This is a genomic window from Dyella sp. LX-66, assembly GCF_018599165.1.
GTDB classification, from domain to species: Bacteria; Pseudomonadota; Gammaproteobacteria; order Xanthomonadales; family Rhodanobacteraceae; genus Dyella_D; species Dyella_D marensis.
In genome coordinates, this window is record NZ_JAHFVJ010000006.1 from 210,587 (window position 1) to 228,344 (window position 17,758).

22 protein-coding genes are annotated in these 17,758 nt (G+C 67.2%); 8 read left to right on the forward strand and 14 right to left on the reverse strand.

The features are described from left to right. Window positions 1–193 precede the first annotated feature (193 nt). Window positions 194–1,111 (forward strand): recombination-associated protein RdgC, encoded by a 918-nt coding sequence (locus KK141_RS13750; RefSeq protein ID WP_214569968.1) that lies wholly within the window; start codon window positions 194–196, stop codon window positions 1,109–1,111. 259 nt (window positions 1,112–1,370) lie between these two features. Beyond that, window positions 1,371–2,141, forward strand: coding sequence for a YgjP-like metallopeptidase domain-containing protein (locus KK141_RS13755; RefSeq protein WP_214569967.1), 771 nt, complete (start codon window positions 1,371–1,373; stop codon window positions 2,139–2,141). Between the two features lie 90 nt (window positions 2,142–2,231). On the opposite strand, the gene KK141_RS13760 is transcribed toward KK141_RS13755, so the two are convergent. The 5 genes from KK141_RS13760 to KK141_RS13780 form a co-directional block, all read right to left on the reverse strand. Further along, on the reverse strand, window positions 2,232–3,428 hold the full coding sequence (locus tag KK141_RS13760) for an MFS transporter (protein ID WP_214569966.1): 1,197 nt from the start codon (window positions 3,426–3,428) through the stop codon (window positions 2,232–2,234). 95 nt (window positions 3,429–3,523) lie between these two features. Next, the gene (locus tag KK141_RS13765) at window positions 3,524–3,955 is read right to left on the reverse strand and encodes a hypothetical protein (protein ID WP_214569965.1); all 432 of its coding nucleotides are present in this window, start codon (window positions 3,953–3,955) and stop codon (window positions 3,524–3,526) included. A gap of 22 nt (window positions 3,956–3,977) precedes the next feature. Continuing rightward, on the reverse strand, window positions 3,978–4,997 hold the full coding sequence (locus tag KK141_RS13770; protein WP_250901748.1) for an alpha/beta fold hydrolase: 1,020 nt from the start codon (window positions 4,995–4,997) through the stop codon (window positions 3,978–3,980). An 82-nt stretch (window positions 4,998–5,079) separates the two neighbouring features. Beyond that, window positions 5,080–6,951: a M1 family metallopeptidase gene (locus tag KK141_RS13775; protein WP_214569964.1), complete on the reverse strand. Its 1,872-nt coding sequence runs from the start codon at window positions 6,949–6,951 to the stop codon at window positions 5,080–5,082. 167 nt (window positions 6,952–7,118) lie between these two features. Next, window positions 7,119–7,751 (reverse strand): glutathione S-transferase family protein, encoded by a 633-nt coding sequence (locus KK141_RS13780; RefSeq protein WP_214569963.1) that lies wholly within the window; start codon window positions 7,749–7,751, stop codon window positions 7,119–7,121. 154 nt (window positions 7,752–7,905) lie between these two features. Between KK141_RS13780 and KK141_RS13785 the strand changes: the two genes are divergently transcribed. Further along, complete coding sequence (locus KK141_RS13785) at window positions 7,906–8,667, forward strand: hypothetical protein (protein WP_214569962.1); 762 nt, start codon at window positions 7,906–7,908, stop codon at window positions 8,665–8,667. Window positions 8,668–8,693: 26 nt separating this feature from the next. Here KK141_RS13785 and KK141_RS13790 read toward each other — a convergent pair whose 3' ends face one another. The 4 genes from KK141_RS13790 to KK141_RS13805 all read right to left on the reverse strand — a co-directional run bounded on the left by KK141_RS13790 (window position 8,694) and on the right by KK141_RS13805 (window position 10,864). After that, complete coding sequence (locus KK141_RS13790; RefSeq protein ID WP_168648912.1) at window positions 8,694–8,984, reverse strand: type II toxin-antitoxin system RelE/ParE family toxin; 291 nt, start codon at window positions 8,982–8,984, stop codon at window positions 8,694–8,696. After that, the gene (locus tag KK141_RS13795; RefSeq protein ID WP_168648911.1) at window positions 8,971–9,267 is read right to left on the reverse strand and encodes a type II toxin-antitoxin system RelB/DinJ family antitoxin; all 297 of its coding nucleotides are present in this window, start codon (window positions 9,265–9,267) and stop codon (window positions 8,971–8,973) included. Before KK141_RS13795 ends, KK141_RS13790 begins: the two co-directional genes overlap by 14 nt. 80 nt (window positions 9,268–9,347) lie before the next feature. Then, window positions 9,348–10,304: a prolyl aminopeptidase gene (pip, locus tag KK141_RS13800; protein ID WP_214569961.1), complete on the reverse strand. Its 957-nt coding sequence runs from the start codon at window positions 10,302–10,304 to the stop codon at window positions 9,348–9,350. Between the two features lie 53 nt (window positions 10,305–10,357). Beyond that, window positions 10,358–10,864, reverse strand: coding sequence for an Lrp/AsnC family transcriptional regulator (locus tag KK141_RS13805; RefSeq protein WP_214569960.1), 507 nt, complete (start codon window positions 10,862–10,864; stop codon window positions 10,358–10,360). 111 nt (window positions 10,865–10,975) lie between these two features. Here KK141_RS13805 and KK141_RS13810 point away from each other — a divergent pair, with 111 nt between their 5' ends. Both KK141_RS13810 and KK141_RS13815 read left to right on the forward strand, forming a co-directional pair. Beyond that, window positions 10,976–11,905, forward strand: coding sequence for a DMT family transporter (locus KK141_RS13810; RefSeq protein WP_214569959.1), 930 nt, complete (start codon window positions 10,976–10,978; stop codon window positions 11,903–11,905). 7 nt (window positions 11,906–11,912) lie between these two features. Next, window positions 11,913–12,209 carry a cupin domain-containing protein gene (locus KK141_RS13815; protein WP_214569958.1) on the forward strand — a complete coding sequence of 99 codons (297 nt, stop codon included), beginning with the start codon at window positions 11,913–11,915 and terminating at the stop codon, window positions 12,207–12,209. 39 nt (window positions 12,210–12,248) lie between these two features. Here the strand turns inward: KK141_RS13815 and KK141_RS13820 are convergent, their stop codons facing one another. Together KK141_RS13820 and KK141_RS13825 are read right to left on the reverse strand one after the other, a co-directional pair. Further along, the gene (locus KK141_RS13820) at window positions 12,249–12,686 is read right to left on the reverse strand and encodes a type II toxin-antitoxin system HicB family antitoxin (RefSeq protein ID WP_214569957.1); all 438 of its coding nucleotides are present in this window, start codon (window positions 12,684–12,686) and stop codon (window positions 12,249–12,251) included. Window positions 12,687–12,712: 26 nt separating this feature from the next. Then, the gene (locus KK141_RS13825; protein ID WP_214569956.1) at window positions 12,713–12,889 is read right to left on the reverse strand and encodes a type II toxin-antitoxin system HicA family toxin; all 177 of its coding nucleotides are present in this window, start codon (window positions 12,887–12,889) and stop codon (window positions 12,713–12,715) included. A gap of 198 nt (window positions 12,890–13,087) precedes the next feature. On the opposite strand from KK141_RS13825, the gene KK141_RS13830 reads away from it, so the two are divergent. Then, entirely contained in the window at window positions 13,088–13,774 is a 687-nt protein-coding gene (locus KK141_RS13830; RefSeq protein WP_214569955.1) for a glutathione S-transferase family protein, read from the forward strand. A gap of 5 nt (window positions 13,775–13,779) precedes the next feature. On the opposite strand, the gene KK141_RS13835 is transcribed toward KK141_RS13830, so the two are convergent. The 3 genes from KK141_RS13835 to KK141_RS13845 are packed head-to-tail and all read right to left on the reverse strand — an operon-like array spanning window position 13,780 to window position 15,693. Then, entirely contained in the window at window positions 13,780–14,322 is a 543-nt protein-coding gene (locus tag KK141_RS13835; RefSeq protein ID WP_214569954.1) for a hypothetical protein, read from the reverse strand. Between the two features lie 58 nt (window positions 14,323–14,380). After that, entirely contained in the window at window positions 14,381–15,040 is a 660-nt protein-coding gene (locus KK141_RS13840; protein WP_214569953.1) for a Pr6Pr family membrane protein, read from the reverse strand. Between the two features lie 17 nt (window positions 15,041–15,057). After that, complete coding sequence (locus KK141_RS13845) at window positions 15,058–15,693, reverse strand: TMEM175 family protein (protein WP_214569952.1); 636 nt, start codon at window positions 15,691–15,693, stop codon at window positions 15,058–15,060. Between the two features lie 196 nt (window positions 15,694–15,889). On the opposite strand from KK141_RS13845, the gene KK141_RS13850 reads away from it, so the two are divergent. Both KK141_RS13850 and KK141_RS13855 read left to right on the forward strand, forming a co-directional pair. Then, entirely contained in the window at window positions 15,890–16,987 is a 1,098-nt protein-coding gene (locus KK141_RS13850) for a hypothetical protein (RefSeq protein WP_214569951.1), read from the forward strand. Further along, on the forward strand, window positions 16,974–17,693 hold the full coding sequence (locus KK141_RS13855) for an RES domain-containing protein (protein WP_214569950.1): 720 nt from the start codon (window positions 16,974–16,976) through the stop codon (window positions 17,691–17,693). The genes KK141_RS13850 and KK141_RS13855 overlap by 14 nt, the downstream gene beginning before the upstream one ends. Window positions 17,694–17,758 lie beyond the last annotated feature (65 nt).

Consider the following 17,758-nt stretch of genomic DNA (forward strand, 5'->3'; position numbering starts at 1 on the left):
TAAACGAATCCGTGCGCGGCTTCGTACTTTTTCCTAGGCCGCATATCCGAGGCCGCGGCGATCCATCCAGGGTGGGCATATCGACATGCCCCGGACGGCATGAGCGAGGGCCGGGGCGGCCTCATCCGGTATGATGGTCGTTTCGTGCGCCCCGGTCCGGGGCCGCCAGACCGCCCGGATACCCAGCCCAGTCATGTTCTTCCGCAATCTCACGCTGTTCCGCTTTTCCCCCGCCGTGGCCGAAGACCTCAACCGACTCGACGAAGTCCTGGCCGAGCACCGCCTGCGCCCCTGCGGGCCACTGGAAATGGGCACCAAGGGCTTCGTGCCGCCGGTGGGGCGGGGCGAGGAGGCGGCGCTCACCCATGCGGTGAAGGCCTGCACGCTGGTCACCGTAGGCAGCGAGGACAAGCTGCTGCCGGCCGCCGTGGTCAACGACGAGCTGCAGCGCAAGGTGCAGAAGATCGCCGAGGAAGAAGGCCGCAAGGTCGGCGGCCGCGAGCGCAAGCGCCTCAAGGAAGACCTGCTCACCGAACTGCTGCCGCGCGCCTTCGTGCGCAGCTCGCGCCTGTCGGCCTATGTGGACAAGCGCAACGGCTGGCTGGTGCTGGACACCTCCAGCCGCAAGTCCGCCGAAAACGCGCTGACCCAGATGCGCGAGGCCCTGGGCAGCTTCCCCGCGGTGCCGCTGGCGCCGGAGGAAGGCCCGCGCGTGCTGATGACCGACTGGCTGGCCACCGGCAACCTGCCGGCCGGCCTGGCCCTGGGCGACGAATGCGAGCTGCGCGACCCGGCCACCGCCACCGGCGCCATCGCCCGCTGCCGCCGCCAGGAGCTGGACAGCGAGGAGATGAAGGAGCACCTGCGCAACGGCAAGCAGGTGTTCCAGCTGGGCCTGGTGTTCGACGACCGCATGAGCTTCGTGCTGGGCGAGGACCTGGTGGTGCGCAAGCTCAAGTTCCTGGACGTCGTCATGGATGAGATGGGCGACAGCCACCAGGACGCCGCGGCCGAGATGGACGCCAGCTTCGCCCTGTTGACCCTGGAGCTGGAGCGCCTGTTGGGCAAGCTGGAGGAGTGGTTCGGCCTGCCCCGCCCGGCCGACAGCTGAGCCCCCAGGCTGAACGGCAGCTCGAAAGCGTCGAGCTGCCGCCCGCCAGGCCGCGCGGTTATGCGGCCCATGCTCCGAAACCCCCGTCACGGCTGGAATTTTTCCCGCCAAACCCCATCTAAGCTCGTTCCCGGCGCCCCCGCGCCGGGCGTCACCCAGCCGTCTTGCATAGCCTGCATGCTCTCCCCACAGTGGCGGGCGGACAATGGCGGGACAGGGCGGCCGGGAGCAGCATAGAAGGCACGACGGGGTAGTACCGATGACGCAGCATCTGGAAGGCGATTGGCTGGAATTGTCGACGACGAGCGGCGGGACCATCCGCGTGCTCAAGTCCGCGCATCCGCGCGCGCGTCGCCTGCGTCTCACCGTCACGCCGAAAGGCGCACGCGTTTCCTATCCGCACGGCACGCATCCGGCCCAGGTCAGCGCCTTCCTGCGCAGCCATGTCGACTGGCTGGAGAAGAAGCTCGACGAATTGAACCTGGTGACCAAGCCGCTGCCGCCGTTGCGCCTGGGCTATGCCACCGAATTCCCGCTGCGCGGCGAAATCACCTTGCTGGACTGGGCCGAAGGCCCGTATCCGAAAGTCGAACCCTACGAAGGCGGCCTTACCCTGGTGCTGCCGCGTCCGCATACGCGCGCGCTGCCGGTGGCGCGTGGCCTGCTCGCCTCGTATTTCGAAACGCTGATGCGCCGCGACGTCGCGCGCTGGATGGCCGGCTACGTGCCGCAGCTGGGGCTGGCGCCCACCGCGCTGCGCATCCGTGCGATGAAAAGCCTGTGGGGCAGCCTCGACACGCGCGATCGCATCAACCTCGATCTCGCGTTGGCGCTCGCGCCGCCCGCGGCCTTGCGCTACGTGCTGGCGCACGAGCTGTGCCATCTGAAAGTGCGCAGCCATTCGCCGCGCTTCTGGGCGCAGGTGGAGCACCTCTTCCCCGAATGGCGTGAGCAGCGCGACTGGCTGCGGCAGAACGGGGCGATCCTGAAGGCGGAGCTCGACCGGCTGGTGGCCGACGTCGCGGATTGACCCGCGGTAGGTTGGGGTGAGCGCAGCGAACCCCAACAGTGCGGTGCGCACGAGGCTTGCACCGTTGGGGTTCGCTGCGCTCACCCCAACCTACGCAATGCGGCGGCCGTAGCGCAGATAGAGCCATGCGGTGAGCGCGATCGCGACCACCGAGAACACCGCCGCGGTGGCGAACAGCGGCCCATAGCGCCCGCCCGACACCAGCCATCCGCCCAGCGGTCCGGCCACGCCCAGCGCCAGGTCGGTAAACACCGAGTACGCGCCCAGGGCGGAACCGCGATTGCTCAGCGTCACCCGCTGCACCGCTTCGACGCCCAGCGCCGGGAAAATCAGCGAGAAACCCAGGCCCGTCAGCGCGCCGCCGAACATCGCCATCGCCGCGCTGCCCGCCGACGCGAGCACGATCAGCCCCGCGCATTCCACCGTGAACGACACCAGCGCCACGCGATAGCCGCCGAAGCGCGAGATCGCCCCGCCCAGCACCAGCCGCACGCCGACGAAGCACGCACCGAACACGCTCAGCGTGGCCGCCGCGCCGCTCCAGCCCATCGCCGCGTAGTACAGGGTGACGAAGGTGGCGAGCGCGCCGAAACCGACCGCGCCCAGGGCCAGGCCCATGCCGTAGGGGAACACGCGGCCGAACACGTGATGCATCGGCAGCCGTTCGCCGGATTCCACTTTCGCCGCCGGCCGGCGCCATCCCAGCAGCAGGCCGAGCACCATCAGCAGTGCACCCGCAATGCCGATGCCGATAAAACCGAAGGCGCTGGTGAGCTGCACGCCCAGCGGCGCGCCCGCGGCGAGCGCGCCGTACGTCGCCACGCCATTCCACGAAATCACCTTGGCCGTATGCGCGGGCCCCACGCGCCCGATGCCCCACATGATGCAGCCCGTGCCCACGCAGCTCTCGCCCACGCCCAGCGCGAGGCGTCCCGCCAGCAGCAGCGCGAACGAGGCCAGCGGCCAGGGCCGCAGCAGGGCGGCGACGATCATCAGCACGGCGCTGACGCCGCAGGCGGCCATGCCGATCATCGCGGCGCGCTTCGGACCTGCGGTGTCGGAAGTGCGCCCGGCGAAGCCGCGGCTAAGGAAGGTAGCGATGTACTGCGTGCTCACCACCAGGCCGGCGAGCACCGCGCCGTAGCCCAGGTCGTTGTGCACGAACGGAGGCAGCACGGCCAGCTGCAGGCCGATCACCAGATAGGCCAGGAAGGTGAAGCTGACGATCTGGACGATGCGCCAGGTCAGCCGCAAGCCCTGGGGCTCGTCGTGGATAGCGGTAGTCATGGATTTCTTTCAGGCAGGCCGCGAAGCAGGCGGGGCGCGGCGTCGCCTATTGTCGCAGAGCAGCATGGCTGCGGCGACTAAAGAAAGTTTTAAATTCAGCCGTCGGCCGCGGGGAAATCCACCTGGCCGATCCAGTTGCGCTGGCGGCGCGCCAGGCGGTCGCCGACGCTTTCGCCGTCCAGCGAGCCGGAACTGTGCTTGAGCAGCGCCGGGTCGACGTTCTCGAAGCAGTTGACGTTGACCACTGCATACAGCCGCCCGTCGATGCGGCTGGTGACCACCGTCGGTACGCCGCAAGTCATGCAGATCTGGAACGCGGCGGTTTCGGTACCGAAGGCGTAGCGCGAGACGCGCGCGGGATCGGCCACGCGCACCTGCAATTTGCCATCGGGGTTCGAGGTCCACACGCCGCCATGGCGCGTGCAGAAAGTGCAGGTGCACGCGCGCGCAGGGATGCTCTCGGGGTCGGGCTGCCAGTCCAGCACGAACGCGATATTGCCGCAGTGGCAGCGTCCTTCGATCAGCATGCCGGACTCCCTTCGTTGAACATCAGCCGCCCAGCGGCATGTGCTGCACGGCAAAGGCGCCGAGGATCCGCGCGGTCTCCTCCGGCTTCTCCAGCACCGGCATGTGATTGCAGCCGCTGAGCACCGAGGAGCTGATCGCGCTGGAATGCGTCAGGCCGTTGCGCAGGCTGTCGAGCCCGGAGATGTCGATGATCTTGTCGTCGTGGCACCACAGCCCCAGCACCGGCATGGTCAGGCGGTCCAGGCGGTTCTGCACCGACAGGTACTGCGAAGGATCGAGCAGCTCGTGGAAGGTGCGGTCGACAAAGGGACGCTCGCGCTGATTCTTCTCGATCAGCACGTCGACGAAGCGGCCGGGGATGCTGGGCATCTTCTCGAACGCCAGCAAGGTGGCGCGTTCGAAGCCGGCGCGGTCGTCGTAGTTGAACAGGTTCTTGCCGGCCAGCGACTGGCGCTCGAACTCGTTCTCCTTGGTCTTCAGGCCGAACGCGTCGATCAGCGCCAGCGCGGCCACGTGCTCCGGATGATCGGCCGCGTAGGTGCCGGCGATGGCGCCGCCCATCGAATGGCCGACCAGGATCACCTGCTGCAGCCGCAGCGCCGCGACGAAGCCCTGCAGGCGCGCGGCTTGCGCGTCGATGTTGTAGCTGGCGCCGTCGACGCGGGTGGAATCGCCCCAGCCCGGCAGGTCCGGCGCGATCACATGGAAATTCGGGGTGAGCAGGCGCAGCTGTTCCAGCCACACGTTCTTGTCGGCGCCGAAGCCGTGCAGCAGCAGCAGGGTCGGACCCTTGCCGCCTTCGTAATAGACCCACTTGGTGTCGCCCACCTGCACCGAGTGTGTTTCCACGTGCGCGGCCATCGCCTTGCGCGCCACTTCCGCGCGCAGCAGCCATTGCGGCGCGAACAGATAGCAGCCGCCCAGGCCCAGGCCCAGCACGAGCGCCACGATGGCGAGGAATTTCAGGCGGCGGATCAGCAGCCGCTGCCACAAGGGGCGCTGGCTGCCCTGGCCGGCGGCGGGAAGGGTGGACTTGGTCATCGTGACGATCCGCGCAGGAGAAAGGAGAGCATGTCGGGTCGCACGGCGCGCCGATCAAGCCCGGCGCGCCGTGCGGCGTCGATCACTTGGCCGGCTTCTTCGCCGCCGGGTGCCTGGCCTTGTCGATGATCCGCTGGACGGCGTCCTGGGTCATCGGGTGATAGCCGGACTTGGCCTTCGCATACACCTGCTCGGCATAGGCCAGGCCTTCGGGCGTCTTGACGAAGGCGCGGTACAGCGGCGTGGTCAGGTACAGGCGGCCGATGCGCGTCATGTGCTCGGCGGCGGCGCTCCACACGGCCTTGTCGCCTGCGGCGATGGCGTGGCTGTACCAGCGCATGCCGATCTCGGCGTTCGGCGTGCCGGTGAGATGCCAGGCGGCATCGAGCTGCTGCAGCTTGTCCAGCGGCGCGACGTCCGGCAGGCCGTCGAGGAAGTACATCCATTCCTGCGTGTTCCAGCCCTTGGCGTCGAGCTTGTCGGCCGCCAGCGAGCCGGCGAGGAAGCCGGCGCGTTCCTTGTCGATCGCGTCGAAGCGCGGCGAAACGGGCAGCGGCGCGTTCTTCGGAATGCCCGGCTCGTACACCCACTCCTTCACTTCGGCCCAGTCCATCTTGCCCGGGTTCTTGTCGAACAGATTGGCTTTCAGGTACTCCAGCATCTGTTCGGTGTCGATGCTCTGGAACGCGAAGTGGGCGAAATAGCCCTTGAGGTACGCATCGAAGGTGCTGCGGCCGAAGCGCTGTTCCAGCGTGCGCAGGAACCACGAACCCTTGGTGTAGGCCACGTCGGACAGCGTGTCGTCCGCGTCGACGCCGTGCGGTTCCGGCGCCAGCTTCTGCGAGTTCTCCGGCATCTCGCCGATATGCTTCTGCAGGTCGCGCGCGGACAGCAGCGCTTCCTCGTCGGCCAGCGTCTTGCCGTACACCGCTTCGGTGATGCGGCCCTGCACGTAGGTGGTGAAACCTTCGTTGAGCCAGATGTCGCGCCACGCGGCGCTGGTCACCAGGTTGCCCGACCAGGAATGCGCCAGCTCATGCGAGACCAGCGAGACCAGGCTCTTGTCGCCCACCAGCACGGTCGGCGTGGCGAAGGTCATGTTCGGGTTTTCCATGCCGCCGAACGGGAAGGACGGCGGCAGCACCAGCAGGTCGTAGCGGCCCCACGCGTAGGGGCCGTAGAGCTGCTCGGTGGCCTTGATCAGTTTTTCGGTGTCCTCGAATTCCTTCGCGGCCTTGCCGACCACGCTGGGTTCGGCATACACGGCCGAGCGCGGGCCGGTTTCCTTCACGTCGATATCGCCGGCGGCGACGGCCAGCAGGTAGGACGGGATCGGATGCGGCTGGTCGAAGCGGAAATCGCCGTCCAGCGCGTGCCTGGCGTCGTTGAGCGCGCTCATTGCCACGCGCACGTTCTTCGGCGCGCTGACATGCGCGCTGTAGGTGAAGCGGATCGCCGGCGAATCCTGCAGCGGCACCCACGAGCGCGCGTGGATGGACTCGGACTGCGAGAACATGAAGGGCGCTTTCTTGTCGGCCGTCTGCTCCGGCGTCAGCCACTGCAGGCCCGAGGCGGTGGGCGCGGTGACGTAGGCGATGCGCACTTGCGCCGGATGCTGCGGCGCCTGGATGGTGAGCTTGCTGCCGAGCTGCTTGTCGGCCGGCGCCAGCGCGTACTTCAGCGCGCTGGCCTTGCCGGCGGCATCCACCGCTTCCACCTTGGCGATCTTCAGGTCACGCGTATCCAGCACCAGCGCCTGCGCCTTGGCGTCTTTCCAGTCCAGCTTCAGCGTGGCCACGCCGTCGAGCTGCTTGTGCGGGAAGTCGATCTTCAGGTCCAGGTCCAGGTGGGTGACGCGCACCTGGTCGGGCTGGGCGTAGGAATGAGGATCGGCGGCGTAGGCGGCCAGCGGCAGGCTGAAGGCGCCGATGGCAAGGGCGCTAAGAAGGCGCATGGGATGCTCCGGTCAACGGGAGCGCCGAGTATGCCATTGCCTCGGCGGGGCGGCCCGTACCGGGGGTACTGAGAGACGCCGGGTATAAACCGGGGCAGCAGCCTCGTACAGACCCGCGCCTTGAGATCCTTCTGCCCACGGGTCGACGGAGGGAGGGCGGCTTGCGCTCAAGCCGGTGCGTGCGGATCGACCGTGTACGGGAACCGCTCGCTCAGGTGCGCGGGCTGCGCTTCCACGCGCGCCATCCATGCGCGCAGATGCGCATAAGGCTGGAGCTCGAATCCCGCATCGCCTGCCAGCCTGGTATACGCGAAGAGCGAGATATCGGCGATGGTGTAGCGCTCGCCCGTGATGAAGGGGCGGGCGGCCAGCTCGGCATCGAGGATGGCCAGTGCGCGCAGCCCGGCTTCGCGCTTCAAGGCCACCAGAGCCGGCCCACGCTTGGCCAGCTGCCCCGTCAGCGTCCAGTAGCGCAGCGAGCCGATCACCGACTCCACCCGTTCCTGCTCGAAGTTGAGCCACTGCAGCACCTTGGCGCGGCCATAGGCGTCGCCTGGCAGATAGGGCGTGCCTTCGGCGAGGTAGGCGAGGATGGCGTTCGACTCGGCCAGGCTGCGGCCGTCGTCCAGCTGCAGCGCCGGCACGGTGCCGGTGGGGTTGATGCGCAGGAAGTCGGGCTGGCGGCCTTCGCCTTCGAAGATGCTCACCGGCACGGTGCGATAGGGCAGGTCTAGATGCTGCAGCAGCTGGCGCACTTTCCAGCCGTTCTGCGAGGGCAGGTAGTCGTACAGGGTGAGCATCGGGGCATTCCACGTTTGGGTTGCGCGCACTATGGCGCGAACGCGAAGTCCGGCCCCTCCGTTTCTTGCGATGTGTCAGCGCCATGTCAACCGCAGCCCGATTCGCGCGTCATCCATCCGTATGCCCATCCAGGGGTGACTGACGGTTGCATGTATGGCCCGGAGCTTTCGCCGCCGCCACGGCTTTCTCTTGCTGCTTTTGCAGCTCACGATTCTCGGCGCGGTCGCGCTGATTGCCAGCGACCTGCATGCCGACCAGACGCAGACCGCCAGCTACGCCGGCGCCTGGCGCCTCGATGACCGCAACAGCGATACCCCCGACACCGTGCAAGGCCTGCTGCGCGAAGCGGCCCGTGCCACGGCCGCGCCCGCGGCGGCTTCGTCGAGCGGCGCGCCGGCGCAAGGCGCGCGCAGCGGCGGTGGCCGCCGTGGTGGTGGCATGGGGCGCGGCATGGGCGGTGGAGGTATGGGGGGCGGCGGCATGGGCGGAGGCGGCCATATGGGTGGCGGCCATGGCGGCCGCGGCGGCAAGAGCGCTTCCAGCGACAGCAGCAAGGACGACAAGGCCCAGGATTTCCGCGGCGACTACGCGCTGCCGCCCACGCTCGAACAGGACAACGTGCTGCTGGTGCAGCAGGACGCGCAATCGGTGCAGGTCCGTTTCGCCAACGGCCAGAACATGGACGTACGCCTCGATGGGCAACGCCGCCAATCGCTGTCCGGCAACGCGATGGTCGCCGGCTTCCGCGAAGCCGGCGGCCTGCGTGTGTCGATTCAGTACGCCGACGGCTCTCAGCTCGAACAACGCTGGCAGCTCGCGCCGGACGGCAAGCAGCTCACCGTGCTGGGCGAGTGGAGGGTGCCGGGGATGGCGCAGGCGGTGAATTTCAAGCGGAGCTACGTTGGCTTGCCTTAGCGCGTATCAACCCAGGCGTGCTGACGTCATGGCAAGCCAGCCGGCGGCCATTGTTGCGCAGCATGCAAGACGCGAAGGATCGCGATGACTTTGCCGAGCTCCGCATAAACCACAACGTAGTTCGGGTGTACGACCATCTCTCGCGTGCCTGGCACACGGCCCGTGCGATAGAGCCTCGGTTGCGCAGGGAGCCCGGCTACCCGGGTCTCGATATCATCCTTGAGCCGTTGCGCGGCATCTGGGTTGTCGTCGGAGATGTAGTCAATGATGGCGAGCAAATCGGCTCGCGCTGTCTGTCGCCATTCAACGTCGGGCACGCCTTTTCCTCTCGATCAGCGCTTGAGCATCATCCATGACTTGCTGGTGCGACGAGGGTGGTCGCTTGTCTTCGAGAGCTTCGTGCACCTTGGCGCGGAACCATGCGTCATAGGCATTCGAGTCGACTGTTAGGGCAGCCGGGAGGCCACCTTCCTTGACGATACGAGTCAGCAGGATGCGTACGGCGTCGGAAACGGTGAGCCCGATGTCGGCGAGCTTCTCCGTGGCGATGGCCTTGAGTTCGTCATCAACGCGGACGTGGAGCATCGAAGTGTGAGCCATGGGATTAGCTTTGAGGGACCGGGTAGGTCCATTTTGTATCTCATTTGAGATACGAACAAGCCCCTCTCGCTTCGATGCGCTTACGCAGCGTACCGATCCGCCAATCCGTCGGTAGCTCGCACCAGCACATCCACGATCTCCGTCTCATACGCCGCATGCCCCGCGGTCACCACGTGGAAATCCGCCTCCGGCCATGCTTCGGCCAGGTCGTATGCGTTCTTCACCGGGCAGATCAGGTCGTAGCGGCCATGCACGATGGTCGACGGAATGCGGCGGATCTTGTCCACGTCGCGCAGCAATTGCCCCGGCTCCAGGAACGCGCGGTGGCGGAAGTAATGCACTTCGGCGCGCGCCTTGCTGATCGCCGATTCCTGTGTGCCCGCGTCGGCCGGATCGTAGGGCGTGTCGGCCAGCGCGATGCAGCTGCTTTCCCAGGCATCCCAGGCCAGCGCGGCGCTGAGGCGCACCTGCGGATCGGCGTCGTCCAGGCGGCGCCAGTACGCTTCCACCATGTCGCCGCGTTCGGCTTCGGGGATGTGGGCGAGATAGCGGTTCCACTCCACCGGACGCACGAAGGCCGCGCCGCCGCCCAGTTCGTTGAACCAGCGGATTTCCTCGTCGCGCACCAGCCAGATGCCGCGCAGCACCAGGCCCAGCGCGCGTTCCGGATGCGCCTGCGCATAGGCCAGCGCCAGCGTCGAACCCCAGGAGCCGCCGAACACCACCCAGCGCTCGATGCCCAGCGCCTCGCGGATGGTTTCGATGTCGGCCACCAGGTGCCAGGTGGTGTTGTCGCGCAGCTCCGCGAACGGCGTGGAGCGGCCGGCGCCGCGCTGGTCGAACAGCACGATGCGGTAGCGCCGCGGATCGAAGAAGCGGCGGTGATACGGCGACACGCCGGCGCCCGGGCCGCCGTGCAGGAAGATCACCGGCAAGCCGTCGGGGTTGCCGCATTCCTCCACGAACAAGGTGTGCAGGCCGTCCACCGCGATGCGCTGGGTCTTGTACGGCTCGATCTGGGGATACAGCTCGCGCATGCGCTTGGCTCCTTGGCAACCGCGCGAGCATAACCCGCGCGATCGCCGGGCATTCAACCCAGCGTGGCGTTGGCCGCGTTGCGCATGGCCTGCGTGATCGGCCGGTTGGCATGGGAGGTCTGCAGCACTACCAGGGTGGTGGTGTTGATGCTCGGATGGATCTTCAGCAACCGGTCCAGCACGTTTTCCAGGTGCGGCACCGACATCGCCACCACGCGCAGCAGCGCGGAGTCCTCGCCGGCCAGGCGGCGGCAGTCGAGTACCTCGGGGATGCCGGCGACCAGGGCGCCGACGCGTGCGCAGGTGCCGCCGTCGCAGCGCAGGCGGATCATCGCCTCCATGTCGTAGCCGAGCCGGCGCGGATCGACCTGGGCGCGATAGCCGGTGATCACGCCGGCTTCCTCCAGGCGCTTGACCCGCTCGGCCACGGCCGGCGCGGAGAGCCGCACCTTGCGGCCCAGCTCGGCGTAGCCCAGGCGGGCGTCCTGCTGCAGGGCTTCCAGGATCTGCCAATCCTTGGTGTCCCAGGTGGGTTTCGATTCGAAGGTAAGAGCGTTCATGGAATGGTTCGATCGTTGGCGAAACATGCCCATCCTACGCTGATTCATCATTCCGGGGCGGCCGGCGCCGATCTACGATTTCCCCTTGTTTCCGCCCCAGGAACCATCCCCATGAGCACCCCGGAACGCCTCGACGGGCGCGCCCTGACCTATATCGGCATCGCCCTGCTTACCTGGTCCTCGGCCTATGCCGCGATCGCCCACGCGCTGGGCTCGTTCACCCCGGGCGAAGTGGCTTTCGCGCGCCTAGGCATCGGCGCGCTGTGCTTCGCCGTGTTGCTGCTGTTCAAGCGCGTGCCGCTGCCGGCCCGCAAGGACTGGCCGCAGCTGGCGGCGCTCGGCGTGCTGGGCCTGACGGCCTACCACTTCTGCCTCAACACCGCCGAAACCCGCGTCGCCAGCGGTACGGCGGCGATCATCATCTCGCTGATCCCGGCCGCCACGGCGGCGCTGTCCGCGGTATGGCTGCGCGAGCGGCTGTCGGCGCGCACGCTCACCGGCTTGGGGATAGCCCTGGTCGGCGTGGTGGTGGTGGTGCTGGCCAGCGGCAAGGGCGTGAAGTTCGAGCCGATGGCGGCGCTGGTGCTGGTCAGCGTGGTCTGTTCGGCGGTGCTGTTCGTGGGCCAGAAGCCGCTGTTCGCGCGCAACAGCATGCTCGGCGTCACCGGCTTCACTTTCTTCGCCGGCGCGCTGGCCGCGCTGCCGCTGGGCCTGGGCCTGCCGCACGCGCTGGCGCATGCGCCGATGGCGCATATCGGCTCGCTGCTGTGGCTGGGCATCGCGCCCACCTTCATCGGCTATATCGCGTGGAACGCGGCGCTGCAACGCGCTTCCGCTTCGCAGGTGAGCAGCTTCATCTACTTCTCGCCGCCGATCGCGGTGCTGATCGGCTGGGTCTGGCTGGGCGAGCGCCCGGCACTGCTCACCGTGGTGGGCGGTGCGATCACCGTCGGCGGCGTGATCCTGGCCAATGCGCGCAAGCGCCCCGCAGCGCCGGCGTCCACCGCGTCGATCGCGGCCACGCCGGCCAAGCAGTGCTGAGGCGCGCATGACACGGATCGCCCTGGCCGAAGCCGCCGCCAGCCTGCCGCAGGCATGGACGTCGCAGGTGCTGGCGCGCTTCGGCGGCGCCCATCTGAAAGTGCTGCGGATGGACGCGTCGGCGTATCCGGACGAATGCCACGACTATCCGGAAGGCCTGCTGGTGCTCGACGGGCAGATGCTGCTGGAGATCGATGGCGCCGTCGTGCGCGTCGGCGCCGGCGAGCTGTACGTGGTGCCGGCGGGCGTGCCGCATGCGGTGGCGGCGGGGAGCCATGGCACCTTGGTGATCCTCGATACCTGAGTTGGCGGCCGATGATCGGACCGATCTGACTCAGAGCCCTTAGGCCATCCGGCGGCTGTCCATCGGCGTCACGAGCACATCCACTCGATAGCCCAGGCACGCCAGCGCGTCCTCGACCTGTTCGAGTTTGGATTGATGGGCAAGGCTCAGCAGGCGGTCTACCTGAGGGGCATGTACGTGGAGAAGGCGAGTGAGGTCGGACTTGCGCATGCCTTTGGCGCGCATGGCTTCGTAAAGACCGATTTTCGCGACGTCCAGCGCGGGAAGAGCTACCCAGTGCTCGCCCCTTTTTTTCTCCGAGGGCTGCGGGATCGGACGGCGATCGTCGATATATCCCTGCAGCGCAAGCGCCAGGGCATCCACGGATTCGCGCAATGCCTCGGCTTGAGTATCGCCGACACTGTTGAACGCCGGGAGATCGCGGCATGAGGCGACATAAGCGCCGTCCGCGAGCTTGAGTTTGATCGGGTATTGCATGACTGGCTCCCGTACTCGCCGGCAGATCAAAGGCCAAGGTCTTTCAGGATTTTCCTTCGCAGCGGCTCCGGAATCTCCTTGGCGCCGTGATCAGGGACGACGGATGATTTTCCGCCATGCCTTACGAAGACGTGGCTGCCCCGCTGGCGTTCGAACAGCACTCCCTTGGCTTTGAGCCAGCGAATGAACTCGCTGTACTTCATCGGCTTGCCCGCCGTGTCTGGATCAAGTTACAACATTTTTGTTGTTTTTCGCCAGAGGGGAAATCGAACGATTCCGAAAGTGCGTGCCGAGAGTTGCTGCGCGGCATGTAGGCGCTTTCCGACCCTTGCAGCTGCCATTCCCCAGCCTTCCGGCTTAGGCTTGGCGCTCAAGCCCACGCCGCATGGGGAGAGGCCGGCATGTACACCCTCTACATCGCCAACAAGAACTACTCGTCCTGGTCGATGCGCCCCTGGGTGCTGCTGCACGAGCTGGGTATTCCTTTCGAGGAGCAGCTGGTGCGCTTCGAAGGCAACCATAACTGGGCGAACTTCCGCCGCTTCGCGCCGAACGGCAAGGTGCCATGCCTGCACGATGACGACACGGTGCTGTGGGATTCGATGGGCATCGCCGAATACCTGGCCGAGCGGCATCCGGGCGTGTGGCCGGAGGATCCCGCCGCGCGCGCCTGGGCGCGCTGTGGGGCGGCGGAGATGCATGCCGGTTTCGGCGCGCTGCGCGAGAACGCCTCGATGAGCTGCGGTATCCGTGTGCGGCTGTTCCATCAGCCGGACGCGCTGAAGGCGGATCTGGCGCGGCTGGATGAGCTATGGGCGGAAGGGTTGCAGCGTTTCGGCGGGCCGTTCCTTGCCGGTGCGCGCTTCAGCGCTGTCGATGCGTTCTACGCGCCGGTGGCATATCGCATCCAGACCTACGACCTGCCGGTGTCCGCAGCAACAGCCGCTTATGCGGAACGTTTGCGCGCGCTGCCTTCCTGCCGCCGCTGGTACGAAGAAGCGCTGCGCGAGCCATGGCGCGATACCGATCACGAAGACCACACCCATCTCGCCGGCGAGTGGCTGGAAGACCTTCGAACCCGTAGTTGATTCGCTTATTTCCTGGTGAGCCCAAGCGAGGCCATGGCCTGCACCGGGGCATCCGGCGAGACGGCCGTAGTCAGAGTGAACAGCAACTCGCTGCTGTCGCCGGGGCGCGACCACGTATAGCTCAGCGTGTGGATCGGACCGGTTGGCGACATCTCGTGTTCGTCCTTGTCCGCGGCGGCGGTGAGTGGCGGCGGGCTCGTCGATACCAGATTCCTGAAGCCCTTTTCCACGGCCACGTCGTCCGCGTGCTGCGCGAACACCGCACAGATGCCGTCATCACGCAGCGACACCACAAAACGCCCCTGGCCCGGTCCGCGTTGCGGCCAGGCCTTGCCAGGCATGCCGCCGAGGAAGAACCCTGCGGTGGAGGCGGGCAGTTCCGGCGTCTTGGCGGCCTCGAATTCCGCCTTCAGCGTGTCGGGCTTGCTGTAGTGCTTCATGCACTTTTCCGCGTAGAGCTTGACGAAAAAAGCCGCCGCATCACCGTCCTGGGCGAGCGCGGGCGCGGTAACGAGCAGTAGGGCGAAACCGATCGACAGGATGCGCATGGCGGTCCGGGGTGGTTGGCGCGTGCGCGCATTCTGCCGCAAGCGCGTGACGGAAGCGTCAGGCGGGCTGGGTGGCCGTCTGTGCCGTGCGGCGTGCCTGCCAGCGAGCCAATGCCACCAACAGCAGCGCCACGGCGATGAAGAACAGCAGCACCAGCAGCGCATTCACGACGACTTGCCCGTAGCCCAGGCGGGTCACGTCGAGGAACGGGTAGGGATACCAGCCGTTGATGGCGCCACGTGCCAATGCATAGGCGAAATAGGCGACCGGATAACCCTGCCACGTGACGATCTGCCGCCAGGCCAGCGAGGCCTTCGGCACCGCGAACCACCAATACGCAAGGAAGGCCAGCGGCATGGCGTCGTGCAGCGTGGCGTCGGCGAACAGCTGCCAACCCTGCGGATGCCACAGCTGCCGCAGCATCACGTTGTAGACCGCGCTCACCACCACGATGCTCATCGCCACCGCCGTGCAGGTGCCGGGGCGATGGAAGAAGCGGGTGAACGTTCCGCGCGGTCCGAGCGCGCCGGCGGTGAAGGCCAGCGCCACCAGGATATTGGTCAGGATCGTGTAGAAGCCGAAGTAGATCCACGTGCCGGCCAGCGCGCCCTGTCCGTTCGCCATCGTCAACTGGATCGACAACAGCCACTGCAGGATCAGCGCGAACCACCCCAGCGCGGCGGCCGCGGCGGCGAACAGGCGAAAACGTGTGGACATGCCGGCTCCGGAAACGATCAGGCGCCGGCCACCGCCTCTTGGCGCAGTGCGCGGCGCCGGCCAGCGGCAGCATACAGCCGCACCATGACAGGAATCCCGAGCAGCAGGAAATTGTTCCAGCCCGGTGCGAACCACGCGGCGATCAGCGACAGGGCGGCGGTCGTCGGCAGGCCCCAGGAGCGCCAGCGCGCGGCTTCGACTTCCTCGGCCGGCGCATCGGCGCGGACGTACGGCGCCTGCAGCGCCATGTTGAAAAGCCGGTTCTGCAACAGGCCGGCCAGCAGCAAGGTGCCGGAATAGACCAGCTCCGGCACGCGCGCCCGCGGGTTGGAGCTCATCAATGCAGTGGCGAACGGCATGAAGGCCACGGACATGAGCAACAGCAGGTTCGGCCACATCAGCCTGGGGCTGTAATCGTGCAGCAAGCCGAATACGCGGTGATGCGACATCCACAAGGCGCCGATCACCAGAAAGCTCAGCATGAAACCCAGCAGGCTCCCGCGCAGTTCGCCCAGCGCCTGCCAGTACGACGCATCGTCGATGGCACTGACGTGCGGCACGTGCACCTCGATGATCAGCAGGGTGATGGCGATGGCGAAGACGGCGTCGGAAAAGAAAGTGAGGCGTTCGAGCTGCGAGGTGTTGTTGCTCATGCGATGCGGTTCCCCTGGATCGGCCGGGATGCTGCGGGAGAGCGAGGGCGTTGTCTAGCGAAGCGGGGCTTCGCGCCGCCATGGCTCAGAGGTGCACGAATCGGCGCGATCTATCTCAATGAATTTTATCGATATTTAGGAGCGTTCGCGGTTCCTCACCATCCCCGGCCGCCCTAAGATGGGCATCGAGGGATTCATGCAGGATAAGCTTGATAAGGAGGATAAGATGGGGCACCATGCCTATGCGGCCATGTACCCCGTGGCTGGAAGGAGAGGCGACATGAGCATCCATGGCCACGTGGCGATCATGGAAATTCCCGCTGACGGCGACGTTCGTTTCGGTAGCCGGCCGCTGACTTCTTTCATCCGCTCTCCGGGTGTCGCGTCGGCCGGCATCGCCAAGCTTGGCTACAAGGGCGTGCTCCGCGTGTTCCGTCCCGACAGCGATGCCGACTGGCTGACCAGGACCGAGATCGCCGAGCTGGAGAGCCTGGCCAGAAAGCTGCTGGAAGCGACCCGCCGCATGGGCGCGTTCGATCAGCTGGCGCCTGCACGCACGTTGCCCAGGCTTCGCCAGGACAAGAGCCCGCAGGCCGTCCGCTACTTCGAGCTGTTCGCGGACCATGCCGTGCAGGAGGTGCGCGCCACGGAGCTCGCGGAGCGGGCGAGCCGCATGCTGAAGCGCGCGGATCAGGCCGGCTCGTCATCCGGCGTGCTGTTCGAGATCGAGCAGTACGACCCCGGCGCCACGCTGGATTCGCTGTTCGAAGGTTTCAGCCGAAGCTTCCGTGCGGCGATAGCCACCGAAGTCGACATCGGGCCCGTCGTGATCGCTGCACCGGCGCGGACACCGGCGCAGGCTTCGGCCGCACTGCGCGATGAACTGCTCGGCCTGGGCTGGCCGACCTCGGCCGAGGTCGGCGAGAGCCATGGCAGCAAGGCCGGCAACAAGGGCCAGTGGGCGAAGGACCGGCGCGACCGCGGCGAGCTGTTCGGCGTCTGGTCCGCCAACGAGCGCACCTTCCGCCACCCGGCCTTCCAGTTCGACGAGACCGGCGCCATCCGGCCCCTCGTCAAGGAGCTGATGTTGGCCTTGTCGCAGAATCCGGACTTCACGCCCGAAACGGACAAGGGCGGCTGGCGGCGCGCCTTCTGGCTGCACGGCCCGACGCTGGCGCTCGCCGGCGCGAATGGCGCGGCGCGTGCGCCGGCGGACGTCTTCGCCACCGAGCCGGCCGCGGTGATCGAGGCCGCCCGCGCCATGACGGAGGCGGACACGCATGACGCATGGTGAGGACGCACTGCTCGAGCGGATCGCTTTCGACGCGATGCCCGCGACGATCTACGCTCGCGTGCATCCCGCGCGGCTGCAGGATGGCAGTCCGGTCGATCCGCTGAGCGCGAATCCGCGCTCCACCGCGCGCATGGCCATTCAACCGGCGCTGGTGGCCAGGGCCCCGGCGCTGGGCATGTTCTACGCGGCGACGACGTCGGCGGGCGCGCTGTTCGAGGCGCTGCTGCGCAATGCGAGCATCTATCCGAAGCGCCAGGTCTATCTCCCGCGGCACACGCTGAAGGGGCAGCGCCTGGCGCTGGTGGAGCTGCGCCGTCCGCTGGACATCATTCCGCTTGGGCTGCCGGACCGGCGCATCGTGGTGCCAGATGAGAACTCGTGGCGCGAGGCGCGCTGGCGCGAGCTGATCAGCACCGCCGACCATCGCGACACCCACGCGGCGGCGCTGGCCGTCTACGAACAGGTGCAGGCAGCGGGTTTCGAGCATCACGGCTTGAGCTGGCCATCGATCCAGGCACCGCATGCCGTGGTCTATCTGCTTTACCAGCCGCCGTTCCAGCGCGACGACTGGTCGCTTATCCAGACCGTCGAACTCGATACGCAGCAAGGCGAGGCGTTCATTGCCGATGCACTGGCCAAGGCGGGATACGCGTGGCTGGCCGATCCGGCCGGCGGCGACTACGAACCGGAACCCGGTGCGATCTGAAACCGCGCGCACGATCCTGCGTCCTGACGCCTGTCATATCGCCGCGATGACGCCGGCGATTGGTG